Genomic DNA, 16110 nt, shown 5'->3' on the forward strand with positions numbered 1-16110 from the left:
GCATGGGCGCAGCCGCCATCCCAATCATCCAATGGGGCACCGCGCTACTGGCCGCCGGCGCCGCCGTGCAGCAGGGCAAGGAGGCCCAGGACTACAACGAATACCTGGCCAAGCAGAGCGAGGCCGACGCCCGCACCGCCAAGAGCGCGGCGGAGGTCGAGGCTATGCGTATCCGCAAGCAGCGCGACAAGGTGCGCGCCGATGCGATCGCCACCATCGCGCAGTCCGGCGTGGACGTGAACAGCGACACCGCGCTGCGCATCGATGAGCAGATCACCCGTGACTCGGAAGAGGACGCCTTCCTAGCGCTCGCGGGTGGCACCGATCGCGTGAACCGGCTGGGCGCGGAAGCCGATGGCTACCGCATCTCCGGCAAACAGGCGAGGACGGCGGGCTACGTGAAGGCCGGCACCTCGCTGCTGGGCGCCGCATCGAACAACGGCCGCGGCTGGAAGCGCGCCGGCACCGCAGGGGGCGCCTGACATGGCCAAGATCCCGCAAGGCAACTTCGGACAGGGCGCTGGCCAGGCGCCAGTGGTGCAGACGCGCGTCAGCGGCGCCGGCCGCGACGCGGTGGCGCAGGCCGTCGGCGAGCTGGCTGATACCGGCTCGCGGATCGCCAACCACGCACAGGTGCTGCAGGAGCAGGAGGCCCGCCGACAGAAGACCGAGGACGAGGCACTGGCCCGGGCGAAGGCAGCGAACGCGCAGCTCGACTACGAGATCGAGGTGCAGGACCGCACGCTCGCCACGCAGGACGCTGTGGTGACCGGTGGGCTCAACTACGAGCAGGCGAAAGAGCAGTACGCGGCCGAGATCGGGAAGATCAAGGCACCCGAAGTGCAGGGCCTAGCGCCTGACATGCAGATTGCCTACGAGCGGGGCATTCAGCGCACCCAGCGGTCGGGCGAGCTGAAGATCAACTCGGCCGTGCAGAAGGCCCAGCGGGCGGACCTGCAGACCCAGTACACCTCGGCGCTCGACAAGCTGGGCAAGATCGGGGGCATGCCCGGCGCCGACATCGATGCGGTGAACCTGCGTGCGGACTCCCTGGCCCAGCTCGGCAAGGCGGCTGGCCTGTCGGATGTGCAGATCAGCAAGACCATGCAGGACTTCCGCGACCGGAACTGGACCTCTCAGGCGACCCAGCGTGCTATCCAGGCGCGCGAGGACCCCGAAGGCCTGGCCAAGCTCGAGCACGATCTCGCCGACCCGGCCGGCTTCTATGCCGACAAGCTGGACCCGGAGAAGCGCAACGCGCTGTGGTCGCAGGTCTCCAACCGCCAGCAGACCCTGATCGACAAGGCCGAGCGCGCGCAGGATCGACTGGACGCGAAGGGAAACCGCGTGATCGACCAGATTGACAAGCAGATCGCCAGCGGCGTGCCAGCGAAGCCCGACCAGTGGGCATCGTGGTCCGACGCGGTAAAGGGCACTGCGGCCGAGGCCGAGTTCAGCGAGCGCGTCGCGCAGGAGCAGGTGGTGCAGAAGGTTCTGCGCATGTCGCCTGATCAGCAGCAAACCTACGTCCAGGCTGCTGAGGCATCGCTGCTGTCCGACGGTGGCAGCGTGGTCCAGAAGGCCAACCTCGACCGCCTGAAGACAGCCGTCACGACCAACCTCGCGCAGATGCTGGACGCCCCGCTGTTGTTCAACGCATCGCGCGAGGGCGGCGAGGTGGAGCCGCTGAAGCTGGAGGCGCTGGCATCACCGGCCGATGCGTGGGAGCTGGGGGCGCAGCTGAGCGAGCGGCAGGCCACGATCGATGGCATGCGCAAGCGTTACGGCACGCAGGTCTCCCAGCGGCTGCTGCTGCCCCAGGAAACCAAGGTGCTGGCCGACACCCTGAAGAACTCGACGGCCACGCAGCAGGTATCGATGCTGGGCCAGCTGCGCACCGCGGTGATGGATGACAAGGTGTTCAACCGGGTAATGCAGCAAATCGCCCCGGACGAGCCGGTGGTGGCATACGCCGGCATGCTGGCCACCAAGGAGCGCGCCAGCGTCACCCTTGCGGAGCATTGGTTAAAGGCCAACGTCACCGCCGGCGCGCGGGACGTATCGGCCACCATGCTCGAGGGCAACCGGCTGTTGCAGGGCAAGGGGGACAGCAAGTTCCCGCTGCCGCCGGAGAAGAACTTCCGCGAGCAGTTCACTGCCGAGATCGGCGGCGCCACGAGCGCGCTGTTCGCTGGCCGCCCCGGTGCCGCCGAGGTCGCCATGCAGGCAGTCCGCGCCTACTACACGGGCAAGTCCGCAGCAGACGGAGATCAGTCCGGCGAAGTCGACGGCAAGCGCATGAAGCAGGCGATCCGCGCTTCGCTCGGGGAGATCGCTGACGTGAACGGCCGGGGCGAAGTGCTGGCCCCGTGGGGCATGTCGGAGGACGAGTTCGAAGACCGCGCCGCAGCTGCATTCGTCACCGCCGCGCGCGCGGCAAAGCTGTCCGATTCCACGGTGAACAACTTCCGCGCGTTCGGGCTGCGCCAGGCTGGGGAGAACACCTTCTACGTCATCAGCGGCATGAGCTACCTGTACGGCGAGAACGGGCAGCCGGTGATCCTCAACATCTATCCCGGGAGCGCGCCGTGAGCATCTTCGATATCGACGAGCAGGGGCGGAAGACGCTCGACGAGCAGGTCGCGCTGAACCCGCTGGACCTGTCCAAGGTCACCACCGGCACGTTCTCCGGGTTTGGCCTGGGCTTGGGCACCGGCCTAATGCAGGGTGGGTCACAATCGGCCACCAGCGTCGCGCTGGCTGGCGCACCGGCAGTGGGTGCGCGCGACGACTATCTCTCATCCTTCGGCAGCGAAGAAAGCGCGCAGCTGATCGAATCGTTGGGGATGAAGGCGACGCGAGGAAGGACCACTGCCGGCCAAGACTGGTATTTCAAGAACGTGGTCGAGGACATCGGCCAGAATGCCACCGAGTACTGGACTCCGGACCCGGCGCAGATAGGATCGGCTGGGCGGATCGCCAACGGACTGGCTCAGATCGTCCTGCCGCTCGCTGCTGCTGGTGGCAACCCTGCGCTACTGGCGGCTAATGAAGGTTTGACCAAGCCTGCAGAGCTGGTGAAGCAGGGCGTCGACGCGCGCACTGCTACCGGGTTTGGCGTCGTCTCGGCCGGCGCGACGCTACTGGGGTTCAAGGTGCCGGCCAGCTTCGGCACCACTCTGCTGCAGCGGCTCGGCACAGGTGCTGCCGCAAACCTCGCCGTCGGAGTGGCCACCAGCGCCGCGCAGTCTGGCGCCCTCAAGGCAGGGGGCTACGACAAACAGGCCGAGGACTACAGCCCGATGAACGCCGAGGCCCGCGCCGTGGATGCGCTCACCGGCCTGGTGTTCGGCGGCATCGCGCACATGCAGGTGCCCAAGGTCACCAGCGCCCAGCGCGACGCCGTGCTCACCGCCGCGAATGCCAAACACATGCAGGTGGATACCGCCCCGGGCCTCCCAGTGGATGACGCATCCAATGGCGCGCACCAGGCCGCGCTGGCGTCGGCCATCGGCTCTATCTTGCGCGGGGAGCCGGTGAGCATCGCCGAATCGATCAACGCCGCCGAGTTCCTGCCAGTGCGGCGCCAAGGCATGTCCACCGAGTCGCTGGCCACCTACACGCTGCCGCCCACCGAATACGGCGCCTACCGTCGCGCGCTGGAGTCCGGAGGCGACCCGAACGCGACCAACGGCCGCAGCACGGCCACCGGCATCGACCAGTTCACTGCTGGGACCTGGCGCCGCATCGTGGCGCAGACGCGCCCGGCGTGGGCCGAGGGCTTGAACGACAACCAGATACTCGCCGCACGCCGAGATCCGGCGAAGTCCGGACAGATGGCGGAGGCGCTGGACGACCAGAACACCGCCGCGCTGGAAGCCGCAGGCTTGGATCCCACGGCCCACAACCTTTACGCCTCGCACCACTTCGGTAGCGAGGGCGGGGTGAAGTTCGCCCGGGCAGCTGACGACGCGCCGATGTCGCGCATCCTGTCGCGCGGCCAGCTGGAAGCGAACCCGTACCTCAAGGGCAAGACGAAGGGTGAAGCGATCGCCCACTGGGACGCGCGGGCCAAGCGCGCCGGCATCGGCATTCCGGAGCCTGTCCGCGCTGATGTGTCGGCCGACGCTGCCGCCGTGGCCCAGGCGCCGGTCCAGATCCCAGCTGCGATGACCGGCACAGATGCTGCACAGGTCATCGAACAGCGCCTGTCCACGCTTGACGAGCTGGCCACCACCGGCCGCCTGCAGCCGGAAGAGGTGGCCACGCTGCGCGCAGAGGACCAGAGCCTGGTCGAGCTGATCCGCCGGCAGGAGCGGATCACCCGCGACAACATCCTTCCGGCGGATCCGCGCGAGCGGCTGGGCCCCGCCGACTTGGAGCAGCTGAGCGATCGCCGTGTGGAGATCCGGCAGGCGCTGGAGCAGTCCAATGCGGCATCCGGCTATGCGACCGTCGCGCGCCAGCTGCGCACCCGGCTGGAGAAAATCGACCAGGACGCCGACCTGATCGGGTTGGCGGAGCGGATCACTGGCCGCATGCCGCGCGCGGAGGCACCCACGCGTCCCGTGTTGCCCGACGCCCGCCCGACCCCCGACGTGGGTATTGCAGCAGCCACTCGTGGCGGCAGGGGCGCCTCTCCGCGTGCAGCGGCAGCTGTCGCTGAGGTGCAGCCCCGAGTGACCCTTGAGGCGGCTGCGGAGCAGGGCGGGCCGGCTCCGGGATCGCCTGGCGCCGGAGAGGCGCGACCGACGCGACCCGTCGCTGCCGCTGCTGACATGCCCGATGTCACCCAGCAGGCCGCGCTGGAGGCAGTGGCCGCGTCGCCCGACATGCAGATCACGATGGACGACGGCACGGTGATGACCGCAGCCGAAGCCCTGGCCGCCGTTGATGCCGACATTGCCCAGGCTCAATCGGACTCTCGCGGCTTTGCCGCTGCTGTTGCTTGCTCGCTGAGGTTTGCCTGATGCGCCCCGAATGCATTACCGCCGTCACCCAGGCCATCGGCCGCGCCCTGAACGCCGCCGAGATCAAAGGCATTGAGGATCGAATCAGCCGCCACATGCGGCAGAACGCGATCAAGGACCCGAATGGTGCCCTCAGCATGTCGACCGAGCAGCGACTGAGCGACGCCGCCACCAGCGCGGCGAAGGAGCTGGTCTACGAGGCGCAGAAGAAGAAGCAGCGCGTAGCGCAGACCATCCTCGCCCACGACCGAATCCAGCGGCACCTGGAACAATTCCCCGACATGTTCGATGGCTTGGACCGGATGATCGCCTTCCATGCCGACGGCAAGGCGAACACGCTGTCGGTCGAGTCCCGCGCGCGGGCAATCGAGCGCGATGCCCTGCGCCAGATGCTCGATACGCTGGAGGCCACCAACCCCAAGTTCTTCGGGCTGCTGGAGAACCCGGAGGGCGTGCAGATGCTGGTCAAGGAGCTGCACGGCCAGAAGACGGGGGACGTGGACGCGGCTCAGGGCGCGAAGGTGTTCCACGAGATTGCAGCAAGGCTGCGGGAGCGCTTCAACCGTTCCGGGGGCGACGTCGGCCAGCTCGACGACTGGGGCATGCCGCATCACCACTCCCAGGCGCAGGTGGCCAAGGCCGGCCGGCAGCAGTGGGCGACCGATGTGCTGCCGCTGCTGGACCGCAAGCGGTACGTCAACGAGGACGGCACCCGCATGACTGACCCCGAGGTGGGCGACTTCCTCGGTCACGCATGGGCATCCATCGCCACCGGCGGAGTGAACAAGTTGGAACCGGGCCGGGGCGGCATGGGCAGCGGGATGCGGGCCAACCGCGGCAACGAATCCCGGCAGGTGCATTTCAAGGACGGCGAGGCATACATCCAGTACCAGCAGAAGTACGGCGAGCGGTCGCTCTATGAGGTGCTGACCGGACACATTGCAGGGGTGTCCAAGGACATCGCCCTGGTCGAGACCTTCGGGCCGAATCCTGACCTCGCGTATTCCCTGTTCCGCGACAGGGCGCTGAAGGAGCAGACGCTCACTGATCCCACGAAGGTGGGGCGTTTGCAGAAACGCGCCATCAGTTCGGAGAACCTCTACAACTACGTGTCTGGCCGGACCCTTCCTGTTGCGTCCCAATGGCTTGCTGACACATTCGATACTCTGCGCAGCTGGCTTACGGCATCCCGCCTCGGCTCCGCTGTGATCACATCCTTCTCCGACGACGCGACCATGTACCTGTCGGCCCACGTCAACAAGCTGCCGGCGATGCGCCTGTTCGCCAACGAGCTGGCCGCGCTCAATCCAGCGAACCGCATGGAAAAGAGGATGGCGATGCGCGCGGGTCTGGCCATGAACACCCTCCTTTCGTCCCTCAACCGATTCGGGGCGGATAGCTTCACCTCCGGCGCTCCTGGCTTCATGTCTGGACTATCCAACGCCAGCTCAAAGATCGCCGGCGCCACGCTTCGGGCCAGCGGCCTCAACGCAATGACCGAAGCAAGGAAGCGCGCTTATGGGGTGACCTTCATGCACGCCTTGGGCGCTGTGACCAAGGACCACAAGAGCCTGTCGGCGCTGGATGCGGCAGATCACCGCATCCTGCTCTCGAAAGGCATCACCGAGACCGACTTTACTGTGTGGAAGCGGGCGAGCCTGGAGGACTGGGGCGGTGGCAATGACGCCATGCTGACCCCGGACGCCATCTATCGCATTCCGGACGCCCAGCTGGCCGACCTTGGCAACCCGCAGCAACTGCGAGAGGACGCGGCCACCCGCCTGCTGGGCGTGGTGCTGGAGGAGACCGACGTGGCCATCATCGAACCGGGCGCCAAGGAGCGTGCCATGATGATGTCGGGTCTGCAGCGCGGAACCTGGAAGGGCGAGATTACCCGCTCGTTCTTCCTGTTCAAGTCGTTCCCGATTGCCATGATGACGCGGCACATCCAGCGCGGCTGGTCCATGCCCACCGGCACAGGCCGTGCGGCGTACATCGCCAGTCTGATCGCATCTACCACTGTCATGGGCGCGATATCGCTACAGATAAATGAGCTGCTTAGCGGCCGCGACCCGCGGGACATCACCGATCCCCGTTTCGGCGTAGCCGCCATGCTGAAGGGTGGGTCGCTCGGTCTCTATGGCGACTTCCTTTTCTCAGACACTACGCGCTACGGCCAAGGTCCGGTTGCTTCGTTGCTGGGCCCCGTGGTCGGGCTGGTCGAGAGTGCTGTCGGCATCACGCAGGGGAGCGCGGTCAAGGTTGCACAAGGGAAAGAGGTTGACCCAGGGGCAGAGACGGTGCGGTTCGTGAAGAGTAACTTACCCGGTGCCAACCTTTGGTACGCCAAGGCAGCCCTAGACCACCTGATCTTTCATCAGCTGCAGGAGTATTTTTCCCCTGGATACCTGCGCAGAATGAAGAGGCGCAGCGAGCGCGAGTTTGGACAGAAGTACTGGTGGGAACCCGGCGAGGCAGTGCCAGACCGGGGCCCGGATTTGGACGCTGCAATAGGAGAAGCATGATGGGATCTGGAGCAATTTTCGTGGGGATGATGGCAGAAACTCTGGTGCCGATTCTGCTGATCTTTCCGCTGAGCTATTACGCGATGGTCAAACATCGCGGTCTGCAATATGGCTGGAGGCGAACCACCGTGGCGTTCCTCGCTGCCTTTCTGGGCGGTGGGCTGGTGTACGCATCCCTTTGCCTTGCCCTTGGGCTCGGCTCGGCGACGTCTGTTGCAACTGTCGACCTTTCAAACGTCCTCATCATCGCAGTCCCGTTGGCGGCATCCATCCTTGCGCTGTTGGCATTCAACCCCCGATTGCGGAAGGGATGACCGATGCGAGCGGACCAGAAAAAGCGCCTGGCCGATGTGAGCGAGAAGCTGGCCGAGGTCGCGATCAACGATGCCGATCCGGTCAACTGGACCGGCGACGGGAAGCTGCTATCGGAGATGACGAAGGAGGAGCGCGGTGACGCGGCGTGGTGCCGGAAGACCGCCGTGCAGTCCGTGGCGCTGCTCGGCCGCCTGCAGCAGCTTCTACGGGACGACACTGGCGGGAAGGGGGGCAACGAGCCCGACCCGGAGGACGACATCCGCCGCGCGGAACGGGAAGCGGCGAAGATGCTCAAGCGGGTGGGGGCCAAGCCGCATGGCGTTGCCTGATCGCCTGCGGGTCCCGCCGAAGATCAGCTTCCTGGCCTTCTTCTTCATGTGGGCTGAGCGCATGCGCTGGGAGGTCCCCGACCTCCACATCCGCGCGTGCGTTTTCCTGCAGGAGGCCTGGATCAGCGATTCAACGCTACTGCTGCTGATGCTCCCGCGCGGCCACGCGAAGTCGACCATCCTGGAAGTCTTCAATGCCTGGATCTACTACTGCTGGGGCCTGACCCGGATCCTGCACCAGTCCGAGTCCGACGGCACCGCCCTGAAGACCAGTCGCGGCACCCAAAACGTGTTGAGGAACCACCCGCTCACCACGAAGCTGCTGCCGGCAAGCGTCGGCACGATCGAGCAGTGGTGGATCGCCGGTGCGGCCCTCAACGACGCGCGTAACGCCAGCATGTACGCCCGGGGCATCTTGTCCAACACCACCAGCTCGCGCGCTGATTTCATCCAGAACGACGACATCGAGGTGCCCGGCAACATTGGCACTCCCGAGGCGCGGGAAAAGCTGCGCTTCCGCCTGGGCGAGCAGATCCACATTGCTGTCCCCGGCGCTCCGAAACTCTACATCGGCACCCCGCACACACACGACTCGATCTATGAGGATGTGAAGCGCCAGGGTGCAATGGCAATGGTGGTCCGCATGTTTGCCCAAGAGCACCGAATCGAAAAGGCCGAGCGCGGCCGCTACCCCATCGGGTTTGTCCCCGAGTACGTGTTCATGGGGATTGGCGAAACAGCGCGTCTGCTGCGCGAGGGCTTGGACTACCAGCTCGAGGGCACGGTGCTGGTGCTCGACAATCCGGCAGGGGCGCTGATCGACTGCTACGCCGGCGCGGCCTGGCCGGAGCGGTTCGACGCCGAGGAAATGCAGATGCGTCGCCAGCAGACGCGGACCATCGGCGAGTGGGATTCGCAGTACCAGCTGCATGCCAAGCCGGTTACTCAGGTCCGCCTCGACCCCGCCCGCATCGTGCCCTATGACCTTGTGCCTACCTTCCGAAAGGCCAACGGCTCGGCGGCGATGTTCCTGGGCTCGGTCCAGATCGCTGGTGCTGCCGTGCGGTGGGACCCGGCCGGCGGCAAGCTGCGCTCGGACGTTTCAGCGGTAGCCGTGGTGCTGCAGGACCTGGTGGGTCGGCGCTACCTGCATCGGATCGCCGCGCTCACCGGCGACGTGGCCGAGTTCTCCCCGGATGGGAAGACCATCGTGGGCGGCCAGGTGTTTCAGCTATGCGAGCTGGTGGCCGAGCTGAACCTTCCGCGCATCGTCATCGAGACCAATGGCATCGGCACCTTCGCGCCGGCAGTGCTCAAGGCGGCGCTCAAGCAGCGGCGGCTGCAGTGCGGCGTGGCTGAGGAGATGGCCGTCCAGAACAAGAACCGGCGCATCTTGGAGGCATGGGAGCCGCTGCTGATGGCCAACGGCCAGCTGTGGGCCCACGTCGATGTGCTGAAGGGGCCGCTTTGGGATCAGATGCGCGATTGGAAGCCGGCCGTCCAGAACCAGGCCGACGACCTCCTGGACGCTGGAGCGGGCGCCCTGACCGATACGCCTGAACGGATCGCCAAAATAGTCGGGAACCCGCACATCACTGCCCGCGACGATTGGCGCACCAGCGAAGGGGACATTGAAGCCACCTTCGAGCGCTGAAAGCCCCCGTTCGGAGTTTCGATGAAAGAGCAGATTACGCAAGACCTCGCGGTGGCCGCGGCGAAGATTGCCCCGGCCGCTGGCGTCACGGTCGGGACCTACGCACCGGGCTACACGCTCAGCGACGTGGCGGTGGTCTGCACAATCGTCTTTACCCTGGTGCAGACCTTCACCGTAGTTGTGAAGAACTGGGGCGACTGGAGCGCCTGGTGGACCGCTCGCTGGGTGACGGTCGCCCGGATCTACGCGAAGGTGCGCCGCCGTGGCTGATGACACCTCAAAAGGCAAGAAGATCGGGTTTGCTGCTGCGCCGCTGGCCCTGGTGCTGGCGCTGGTGGCTGCGCTGGGCCAGAACGACTCTGCGCACGAAGGCCGCAAGTTCGTTCCGTATCGTGACTCGGCCGGCATCTGGACCGTCTGCGCCGGCATCACAGGCCCGGCCGTGGTGCCGGGCAAGACCTACACCCCGGCCCAGTGCGAGCAGCTGGAAACGACCTACGTGCACACGATGCTTGGCCACATGGGCCGGTGCGTTCGGGGTGAGTACCAGTTCCACGAGATCAAGGCCTGGGGCCATTTCGCCTACAACGTTGGCACGGCGGGCTTCTGCTCGAGCACCGCGGCAAAGCGGCTGAACGCCGGAGAGCGCACCGCGGCCTGCTCGGAAATGTGGAAATGGCGGTTCGTCACCATCAACGGCGTAAAGCGCGATTGCGCGCTGCCGCAGTGGCGCGCAAAGTGCGGCGGCATCACCGACCGCCGGCAGTGGGAAATGGCCACCTGCAGAGGAACGCCGTAATGACCCCGCGACAGTACGTGCAGATGGCAATGGTGGTGGTGCTGCTCTCGATGGGCGGCTGCTATTACCTGAAGGGACGAACGGACGCCGCCACCTCGCACGAGAACAAAGCGCTGCAGGCCCAGGTTCGGGCCACCGGCGAAAGCGTCCAGATCAGCCGCGACACTGCCGCTGCCATCGACCTGGACGCCCACGAAACCCGCGAACGCACCGCCAAGGCGGTGGAGGCCATCCATGCGACTGCTGCTCACCCTGCCCCTTCTTCTGCTGACGACGTCCTGCGCATTGCTCGGGAAGCGCACGACAGAGCCATACGTGCCGCCTGCCGGGTGCAGCGAACGAGCGATTGCCCAGCGGCCACCGGCACCGCCGACCGACCGTGATTGGGTGAAGTGGGCCGCGGCCTACGTGGGCGCTACGGGCGCCTACGAAGACAGCGAGAACAAGCGCGCGACTACGGCCGACTGCCTGGATCAGCATCGCGGCAAATAGTCGGGAACCCGCCCCCCTCCTGGCAGGAGCATTGGCGGCAGTCTCCAGCAGGTTGCGCGCATGACCGTCCCCGCCTACACCGGTCCGAATACGTCTGTCGCCAACGGCGTCACTACGACCTTCCCCTACGGGTTCAAGATCCTTGCCGCCACTGACCTCATGGTCACGGTCAATGGGCTGATCCGCACCCTCGGCACGCACTACACGGTATCCGGGGTAGGTGCCGAGGGTGGCGGGAATGTGGAATTCCTTGCTCCGCCTGCAGCGAATTCCACTGTGGTCCGCAAGCGCAACATGCCCTACACCCGCGCGACGCAGTACCAGAATCTCGGCGACTTGATGGCGAGCACCCTGAATGATGATCAGGACTCGCCAGTCATGATGATCCAGCAGCTCGCGGCAGGTGCCATGCAGGAGGTGCCAGACCCCGAAACTGGGCTTTTCGTGTGGGATGCGAAGGGCAATCGAATCATCCGCGTTGGTGATGCGATCGCGGATGCGGATGCGCTCAACCTGCGCGGCGCACTTAGGCTGATCGAAGAGGTACAGAACGGCGGCGGCAGCATCGGCATCAATCCCAAGTTCTGGCAGTTTGTCGGCGACGGCGAGGTGACCGACTTCCCGCTGGCCGGTGCCGACGTCGACGATCCGCTGTTCTATGACACCGCGGCCGAGCTGACTGCAGGGGCAGGCAACTACAAGGTTTCCCGGCCGGTTGATGCTGACGGCGTGGGCGAGTTCCTGATCGTGCCCGGGGTGAGCGGCGCGCCGCCCGCGATCCGATTCCAGACGCCGCTCGCCGACGGTGTGCGTGGCTTCACCACGCTCCGCGGGTACGCCCGCCCTTGGATCGGCCCGTCCCCCATCTACACGGTCGCCCCGCGCATCGTGAGCATCACCAGCAACACCACGCTGGCCGGGGACATGCACAACACGCTGATCCTGGCCAACTCGGCCACCCCCATCACGCTGACCATCCGGGCCAACACCGGCAGCGCCGTGGACTGGAAGGAGGGGCAGTTCTTCTCTGTGCAGCAGGTGGGCGCGGGTCAGGTCACGCTGGCGATCGAGGGCGGCGGCTTGATGACGGTGCCGGTGAACTTCCAGTCGAAGACCCGGGACGTGGGAAGCGTGATCAGCGCCACCTGCACCGCACCCGATGCCGACGCCTGGACTGCTGCAGGCGACCTGCTGCGCGGGGCATCTAGCCCGGACCTGCAGGCCTTCACGCTGGCCGATAGCTCGGTGCTGATCGGCACGAACATCACCACGGGGACCACGAAGGCCTCGATGGTGCTTCCCTTCGGGATTGTGCTGTCGCCGGTAGCGCAGCGCGGGATCTACGCCAGCGTGTCCGAGGCGCAGCCCAGCGGCACGCCCCTAACTGTCGACGTCAAGCGCAACGGGACCAGCATCCTCAACATCAAGCTGACGTTCGACAACGGCGAGCGATCCACGATCACCGCGGCGCTGCCGCCCACGCTGGTTGCCGGCGGCGACATTCTGGCTGCCGGTGATGAGATCACCGTCGATGTGCAGCAGGTGGGCACCGCCGGTGCCAAGGGGCTGAAGGTCTACCTGGTCGGACAGAGGTCCAGCTGACATGTCCTCTCGCATCTACGACCGGCCAGACCTGGACCAGCGACAGCGCCTGCTGGCTCTGCTGGTGGTGGGCAACCTTCCGGCGGCGTTGCCGATGCTGGCCTACGAGGGGCGACTGCAGATCTACAACGCTGTGGGCGCATGCACCGTGCGGCAGATCGATGGCGACAAGCTGCCGCCCGGGCACCGCCTGTACGTCGACCAGGCCACCCGCGAGGTCGTCGTGGCCTGGCCCGCCTATCAGGCCGGGGCTGCCCCGATCGTCAACCCCGGATTCGAGAGCGGCCCGACCGGCTGGCAGGGCGGGTCAGGCTGGTCCGTAACCACCTTGGGGCCGATCACTGGGCAATGGGCCGGCGAGTACGCCACCAACCGCGGCGAGGCGGTGCTGTCGAACACGGCTCGCTACGAGGTCTACCCAGGGCAGCGCACGAACGCAAAGTGCAAGGTGCGCCAGGGGGCGACCGCCGAGGGCAACGCCGGTGCGTCCGTGCTTCTCGAATACCGCGATGCGGACGGTGTCGTGGTATCCACCCAGGAGGGCAACCGGGTCATGTCGGCGACCAAGGGAGCGGTGTACGACTCCAAGGTGCTCGGCACGGCGCCGGCAGGCGCTGCCACGGTCAACATCGCCAGCAACGGCATCCGCTACCGCGAAAACAAGCCGCTGTTCGTCGACGACTTCGAGTGGGATCACACCGTCGCCGCGGTGGGGCTGGACCACGATGCCGAGTTCCGCCTGACCCTACAGGTCACGGATTCGGCCGGCCGGTCGGCGATCTGGCGCGGCGCGATTGGTGACCAGCCGTTCTACTTTACGTCGCGCCCATACCCGATCGTCGCGCCGCCCGACTGCTACGCGGTGGGCTTGGGCATCGTCGGGGTGCAGGTCCGCACACAGCCCGCCTACGAATACGTCGAGGCGTACACCGTTGGCCTGCGCGTGAGCGCGGTCGATATACGCGAACCGGTCAAGGCCTATGTCGCCCCGGTGGAAGCCTACCTCGCGACGCTGGCTGTGACCGCGATCGAGATTCGCAACATCGTGAAGGCCACCGAGGGCCTGCCGGAAGCCTACGGGGCAACGCTGGCGATCAATGCCATCGACATCAAGCAAGTTCTGATTTCTCAAAACCAGCCGGTGGAGGCCTACGGGGCAACGCTGGCGATCACTGGAGTGACCATCTCATGAGCAACTGTGGACTGATCCTCGGCGTCGCCGGGTACTACAAGATCGAAGCCTTCCGAGCGGATGCCGACGGCAACGAAATCCCAGGGTCGCGGCGCGTGGCAGCCGACTGGTTCCCCAACCTGATCACCAACGCGGGGCTGAACGCATGCCTGGCGAACAACACCACGGACTTCATCCAGACCTGCCAGGTCGGCAGCGGTAGCACCACGCCGGCGTTCACCGACACTGCTCTGGTCGCCATGGTGGCATCCAGCAGCACCGAACAGGCACACCTCGTAGGATTTTCGTCGTCGGCGCCCTACTACGGGTGGCGGCGGCTGACTGTGCGCTTCGCCACGGGCGTCGCGGCAGGGAACCTGTCGGAAGTGGGAATGTTCGGCGGTTCACTGATGTATAGCCGGGCGCTCATCGTGGATGGCGGCGGAAGCCCCACCACCATCACTGTGCTGTCGGACGAAATCCTTGACGTTACCTACGAGGTGCGCAGCTACGTCCCCACGGCAGACGCGGTGTTCACCGTGGGCGGCTATACGTTTACGGTGCGCGCGGCTGGTGCCGGAAGTGTAGCTTGGTGCGGTCAGTCCCCTTCCGCTGGCGATATCGCGAAAGGGTGGAGGACGATGGCCTACTACTCCTATCCCGCCACGTCTACGATCGGAGCTATCACCGGCAAACCGAGCGGCGCCAGCGGCACCGTTGTGAATCTGATCGATGTCTGGACCGGGACGCCCAGTGGCGGATCCAACACCTTCCGGGTTTCGCTGTCTGTGGCACAAGGAAATGTAACCGGTGGGATTGGCGCATTCACCATCGGTGATGGCGGAGCAGGCATTGATTGCGGATGGATGTTCCAGGTTGGCTGCTCTCCTGTCCTCCCGAAGGACGCAACCAAGACCATGAAACTTGACTTCACCCTGACCGTGGCGAGGGTCACGCCATGATGCCGGGTGGCGTTCTCTCGGCCATAACAATTCAGGGATCGTTCGTCGAGCCGAACCGGAAACGACGGGAACCCTTGATCGACTACGAGATGGGCGGGGTTGGCTTGCAGGACCCGTCGGGCGGCCTGCAGTACCAGCTCTGGACCATCGAGTCCAATGGCACCGATGTATACGTGCGAGCAGAGCACGTCGCGCCGGTCCTGTTGTTCAGCCGACCAGGGATCACCAGGGTGACGCTCGGATTCGACCTGAACATGCGTGTGCACGCAGCCTTTGTGCAGAACGGTGTCAGCTGGCTCTGGTGGTACGACAGCCAGGCCGGGGCGATGATCTTCACCGCCTACCCCGATGCGTCCTATCCCACCTTGGGCACCGACGAAAAGCGCTCTAGCGAACTGGCGAACAGCGACCTGCTGTTCGCCTACATGCGGGGGCAGAACCTGTGCGTGCGTATGCAGCGTGACCGATTCCTGATCGAGTACGCCTACCCGATCGGGCGCAATGCCGAGCTGGTGGCCATCGGGATGAACTCGGCCAACCGCTTCCAGTTCGAGTGCTTCCCGATCGGGTAACCGTCAGGCCGGCGCGCGATGCTCGGCGGCCCGACGCCCGGCCTGCAGCAGAGACCAGATCCAGCCGGAGCCCATGACAGGCCCTGCCAACCAAGACAGCTCCTGGGCGTACGACGTGAACTTCCCAATCTCGTCGGCCCACCCCCAGCTGCCGGGCATCCACGAGAGCATGAAGGACGTCCCTGCGCCGGTAATCGCCGCTGCGGCGATCCAAGCAAGCGCCTGCAGCACAATGCCTGCATTGCGGTATTGCCCGCCGGTCATATACACGGACCGAACCCAGCCAGGGAACAGCCAAGCCGCGAGCTGCAGGTGCACCAGCGAGGCTAAGGATAGGATGGCGCCGACGATCACTACGGCGAGAACAGTGGTCTGCATGACGGATTCCCTTCTAACGTCGCCGCGAGTCTAACGCCGGATTCGACCTGGCGAAGATGTCAGCTAGGCAGGGGCTGAGCAGATTTTCCCCATGAATCGCCGGAACCCTTGCAGCGTATAGGTTTAAGACTCCTATTTCCGGCACCAGATACAGCAGAAGCCCCGGCCTTAGTCGGGGCTTTTTGTTTGGGGCGCTTGGAACACATTGATGGGAAGGGGGGGGCAGAGCGGATTGCTGGCTGGGCTTCCTTCGAGGGATTACCATTCAGCGTCAGGCCTCGTTCGGCTCGATCACCACGTAGCCACGAGCCTTCAGCCGGCCAAGCAAGCCGTCGGCACCA

General features: G+C 65.7%; 15 protein-coding genes. 14 read left to right on the top strand and 1 reads right to left on the bottom strand.

Annotated elements, in window-relative coordinates; genetic code table 11:
• The first annotated feature begins 2 nt into the window (after positions 1 to 2).
• The 14 genes from ACREPD_RS04985 (at position 3) to ACREPD_RS05050 (ending at position 15391) form a co-directional block, all read left to right on the top strand.
• Positions 3 to 482, top strand: a complete 480-nt coding sequence (locus tag ACREPD_RS04985; protein WP_431598287.1) for a hypothetical protein — start codon at positions 3 to 5, stop codon at positions 480 to 482.
• Between the two features lies 1 nt (position 483).
• Positions 484 to 2592, top strand: a complete 2109-nt coding sequence (locus tag ACREPD_RS04990; protein ID WP_431598288.1) for a hypothetical protein — start codon at positions 484 to 486, stop codon at positions 2590 to 2592.
• The gene (locus ACREPD_RS04995; RefSeq protein ID WP_431598289.1) at positions 2589 to 4970 is read left to right on the top strand and encodes a hypothetical protein; all 2382 of its coding nucleotides are present in this window, start codon (positions 2589 to 2591) and stop codon (positions 4968 to 4970) included. The genes ACREPD_RS04990 and ACREPD_RS04995 overlap by 4 nt, the downstream gene beginning before the upstream one ends.
• Positions 4970 to 7495 carry a hypothetical protein gene (locus ACREPD_RS05000; RefSeq protein ID WP_431598290.1) on the top strand — a complete coding sequence of 842 codons (2526 nt, stop codon included), beginning with the start codon at positions 4970 to 4972 and terminating at the stop codon, positions 7493 to 7495. Before ACREPD_RS04995 ends, ACREPD_RS05000 begins: the two co-directional genes overlap by 1 nt.
• Entirely contained in the window at positions 7492 to 7809 is a 318-nt protein-coding gene (locus ACREPD_RS05005; protein WP_431598291.1) for a hypothetical protein, read from the top strand. The genes ACREPD_RS05000 and ACREPD_RS05005 overlap by 4 nt, the downstream gene beginning before the upstream one ends.
• A gap of 3 nt (positions 7810 to 7812) precedes the next feature.
• Positions 7813 to 8139, top strand: coding sequence for a hypothetical protein (locus tag ACREPD_RS05010; protein WP_431598292.1), 327 nt, complete (start codon positions 7813 to 7815; stop codon positions 8137 to 8139).
• On the top strand, positions 8126 to 9793 hold the full coding sequence (terL, locus tag ACREPD_RS05015; RefSeq protein ID WP_431598293.1) for a phage terminase large subunit: 1668 nt from the start codon (positions 8126 to 8128) through the stop codon (positions 9791 to 9793). Before ACREPD_RS05010 ends, terL begins: the two co-directional genes overlap by 14 nt.
• Before the next feature lie 21 nt (positions 9794 to 9814).
• Positions 9815 to 10063 (top strand): hypothetical protein, encoded by a 249-nt coding sequence (locus ACREPD_RS05020; protein ID WP_431598294.1) that lies wholly within the window; start codon positions 9815 to 9817, stop codon positions 10061 to 10063.
• Positions 10056 to 10592 carry a lysozyme gene (locus tag ACREPD_RS05025; RefSeq protein ID WP_431598295.1) on the top strand — a complete coding sequence of 179 codons (537 nt, stop codon included), beginning with the start codon at positions 10056 to 10058 and terminating at the stop codon, positions 10590 to 10592. The genes ACREPD_RS05020 and ACREPD_RS05025 overlap by 8 nt, the downstream gene beginning before the upstream one ends.
• On the top strand, positions 10592 to 10975 hold the full coding sequence (locus ACREPD_RS05030; protein ID WP_431598296.1) for a hypothetical protein: 384 nt from the start codon (positions 10592 to 10594) through the stop codon (positions 10973 to 10975). Before ACREPD_RS05025 ends, ACREPD_RS05030 begins: the two co-directional genes overlap by 1 nt.
• Before the next feature lie 403 nt (positions 10976 to 11378).
• Positions 11379 to 12686, top strand: coding sequence for a hypothetical protein (locus tag ACREPD_RS05035; protein ID WP_431598297.1), 1308 nt, complete (start codon positions 11379 to 11381; stop codon positions 12684 to 12686).
• A 1-nt stretch (position 12687) separates the two neighbouring features.
• Positions 12688 to 13878 (top strand): hypothetical protein, encoded by a 1191-nt coding sequence (locus ACREPD_RS05040; protein WP_431598298.1) that lies wholly within the window; start codon positions 12688 to 12690, stop codon positions 13876 to 13878.
• Entirely contained in the window at positions 13875 to 14819 is a 945-nt protein-coding gene (locus ACREPD_RS05045) for a hypothetical protein (RefSeq protein ID WP_431598299.1), read from the top strand. The genes ACREPD_RS05040 and ACREPD_RS05045 overlap by 4 nt, the downstream gene beginning before the upstream one ends.
• Positions 14820 to 14893: 74 nt before the next feature.
• Positions 14894 to 15391 carry a hypothetical protein gene (locus ACREPD_RS05050; RefSeq protein ID WP_431598300.1) on the top strand — a complete coding sequence of 166 codons (498 nt, stop codon included), beginning with the start codon at positions 14894 to 14896 and terminating at the stop codon, positions 15389 to 15391.
• 3 nt (positions 15392 to 15394) lie between these two features.
• Here ACREPD_RS05050 and ACREPD_RS05055 read toward each other — a convergent pair whose 3' ends face one another.
• A complete protein-coding gene (locus ACREPD_RS05055) occupies positions 15395 to 15769 on the bottom strand; it encodes a hypothetical protein (protein ID WP_431598301.1) in 375 nt (124 codons plus the stop codon).
• Positions 15770 to 16110 lie beyond the last annotated feature (341 nt).

Source organism: Stenotrophomonas sp. (assembly GCF_050737075.1).
In the GTDB taxonomy this organism is placed as follows: domain Bacteria; phylum Pseudomonadota; class Gammaproteobacteria; order Xanthomonadales; family Xanthomonadaceae; genus Stenotrophomonas.

Coding starts and splice junctions, on each gene's coding strand:
- ACREPD_RS04985 (WP_431598287.1), top strand. CDS start 3: ATGGGCGCAGCCGCCATCCCAATCATCCAATGGGGCACCGCGCTACTG.
- ACREPD_RS04990 (WP_431598288.1), top strand. CDS start 484: ATGGCCAAGATCCCGCAAGGCAACTTCGGACAGGGCGCTGGCCAGGCG.
- ACREPD_RS05000 (WP_431598290.1), top strand. CDS start 4,970: ATGCGCCCCGAATGCATTACCGCCGTCACCCAGGCCATCGGCCGCGCC.
- ACREPD_RS05005 (WP_431598291.1), top strand. CDS start 7,492: ATGATGGGATCTGGAGCAATTTTCGTGGGGATGATGGCAGAAACTCTG.
- ACREPD_RS05010 (WP_431598292.1), top strand. CDS start 7,813: ATGCGAGCGGACCAGAAAAAGCGCCTGGCCGATGTGAGCGAGAAGCTG.
- terL (WP_431598293.1), top strand. CDS start 8,126: ATGGCGTTGCCTGATCGCCTGCGGGTCCCGCCGAAGATCAGCTTCCTG.
- ACREPD_RS05020 (WP_431598294.1), top strand. CDS start 9,815: ATGAAAGAGCAGATTACGCAAGACCTCGCGGTGGCCGCGGCGAAGATT.
- ACREPD_RS05030 (WP_431598296.1), top strand. CDS start 10,592: ATGACCCCGCGACAGTACGTGCAGATGGCAATGGTGGTGGTGCTGCTC.
- ACREPD_RS05035 (WP_431598297.1), top strand. CDS start 11,379: ATGCCCTACACCCGCGCGACGCAGTACCAGAATCTCGGCGACTTGATG.
- ACREPD_RS05040 (WP_431598298.1), top strand. CDS start 12,688: ATGTCCTCTCGCATCTACGACCGGCCAGACCTGGACCAGCGACAGCGC.
- ACREPD_RS05045 (WP_431598299.1), top strand. CDS start 13,875: ATGAGCAACTGTGGACTGATCCTCGGCGTCGCCGGGTACTACAAGATC.
- ACREPD_RS05055 (WP_431598301.1), bottom strand. CDS start 15,769: ATGCAGACCACTGTTCTCGCCGTAGTGATCGTCGGCGCCATCCTATCC.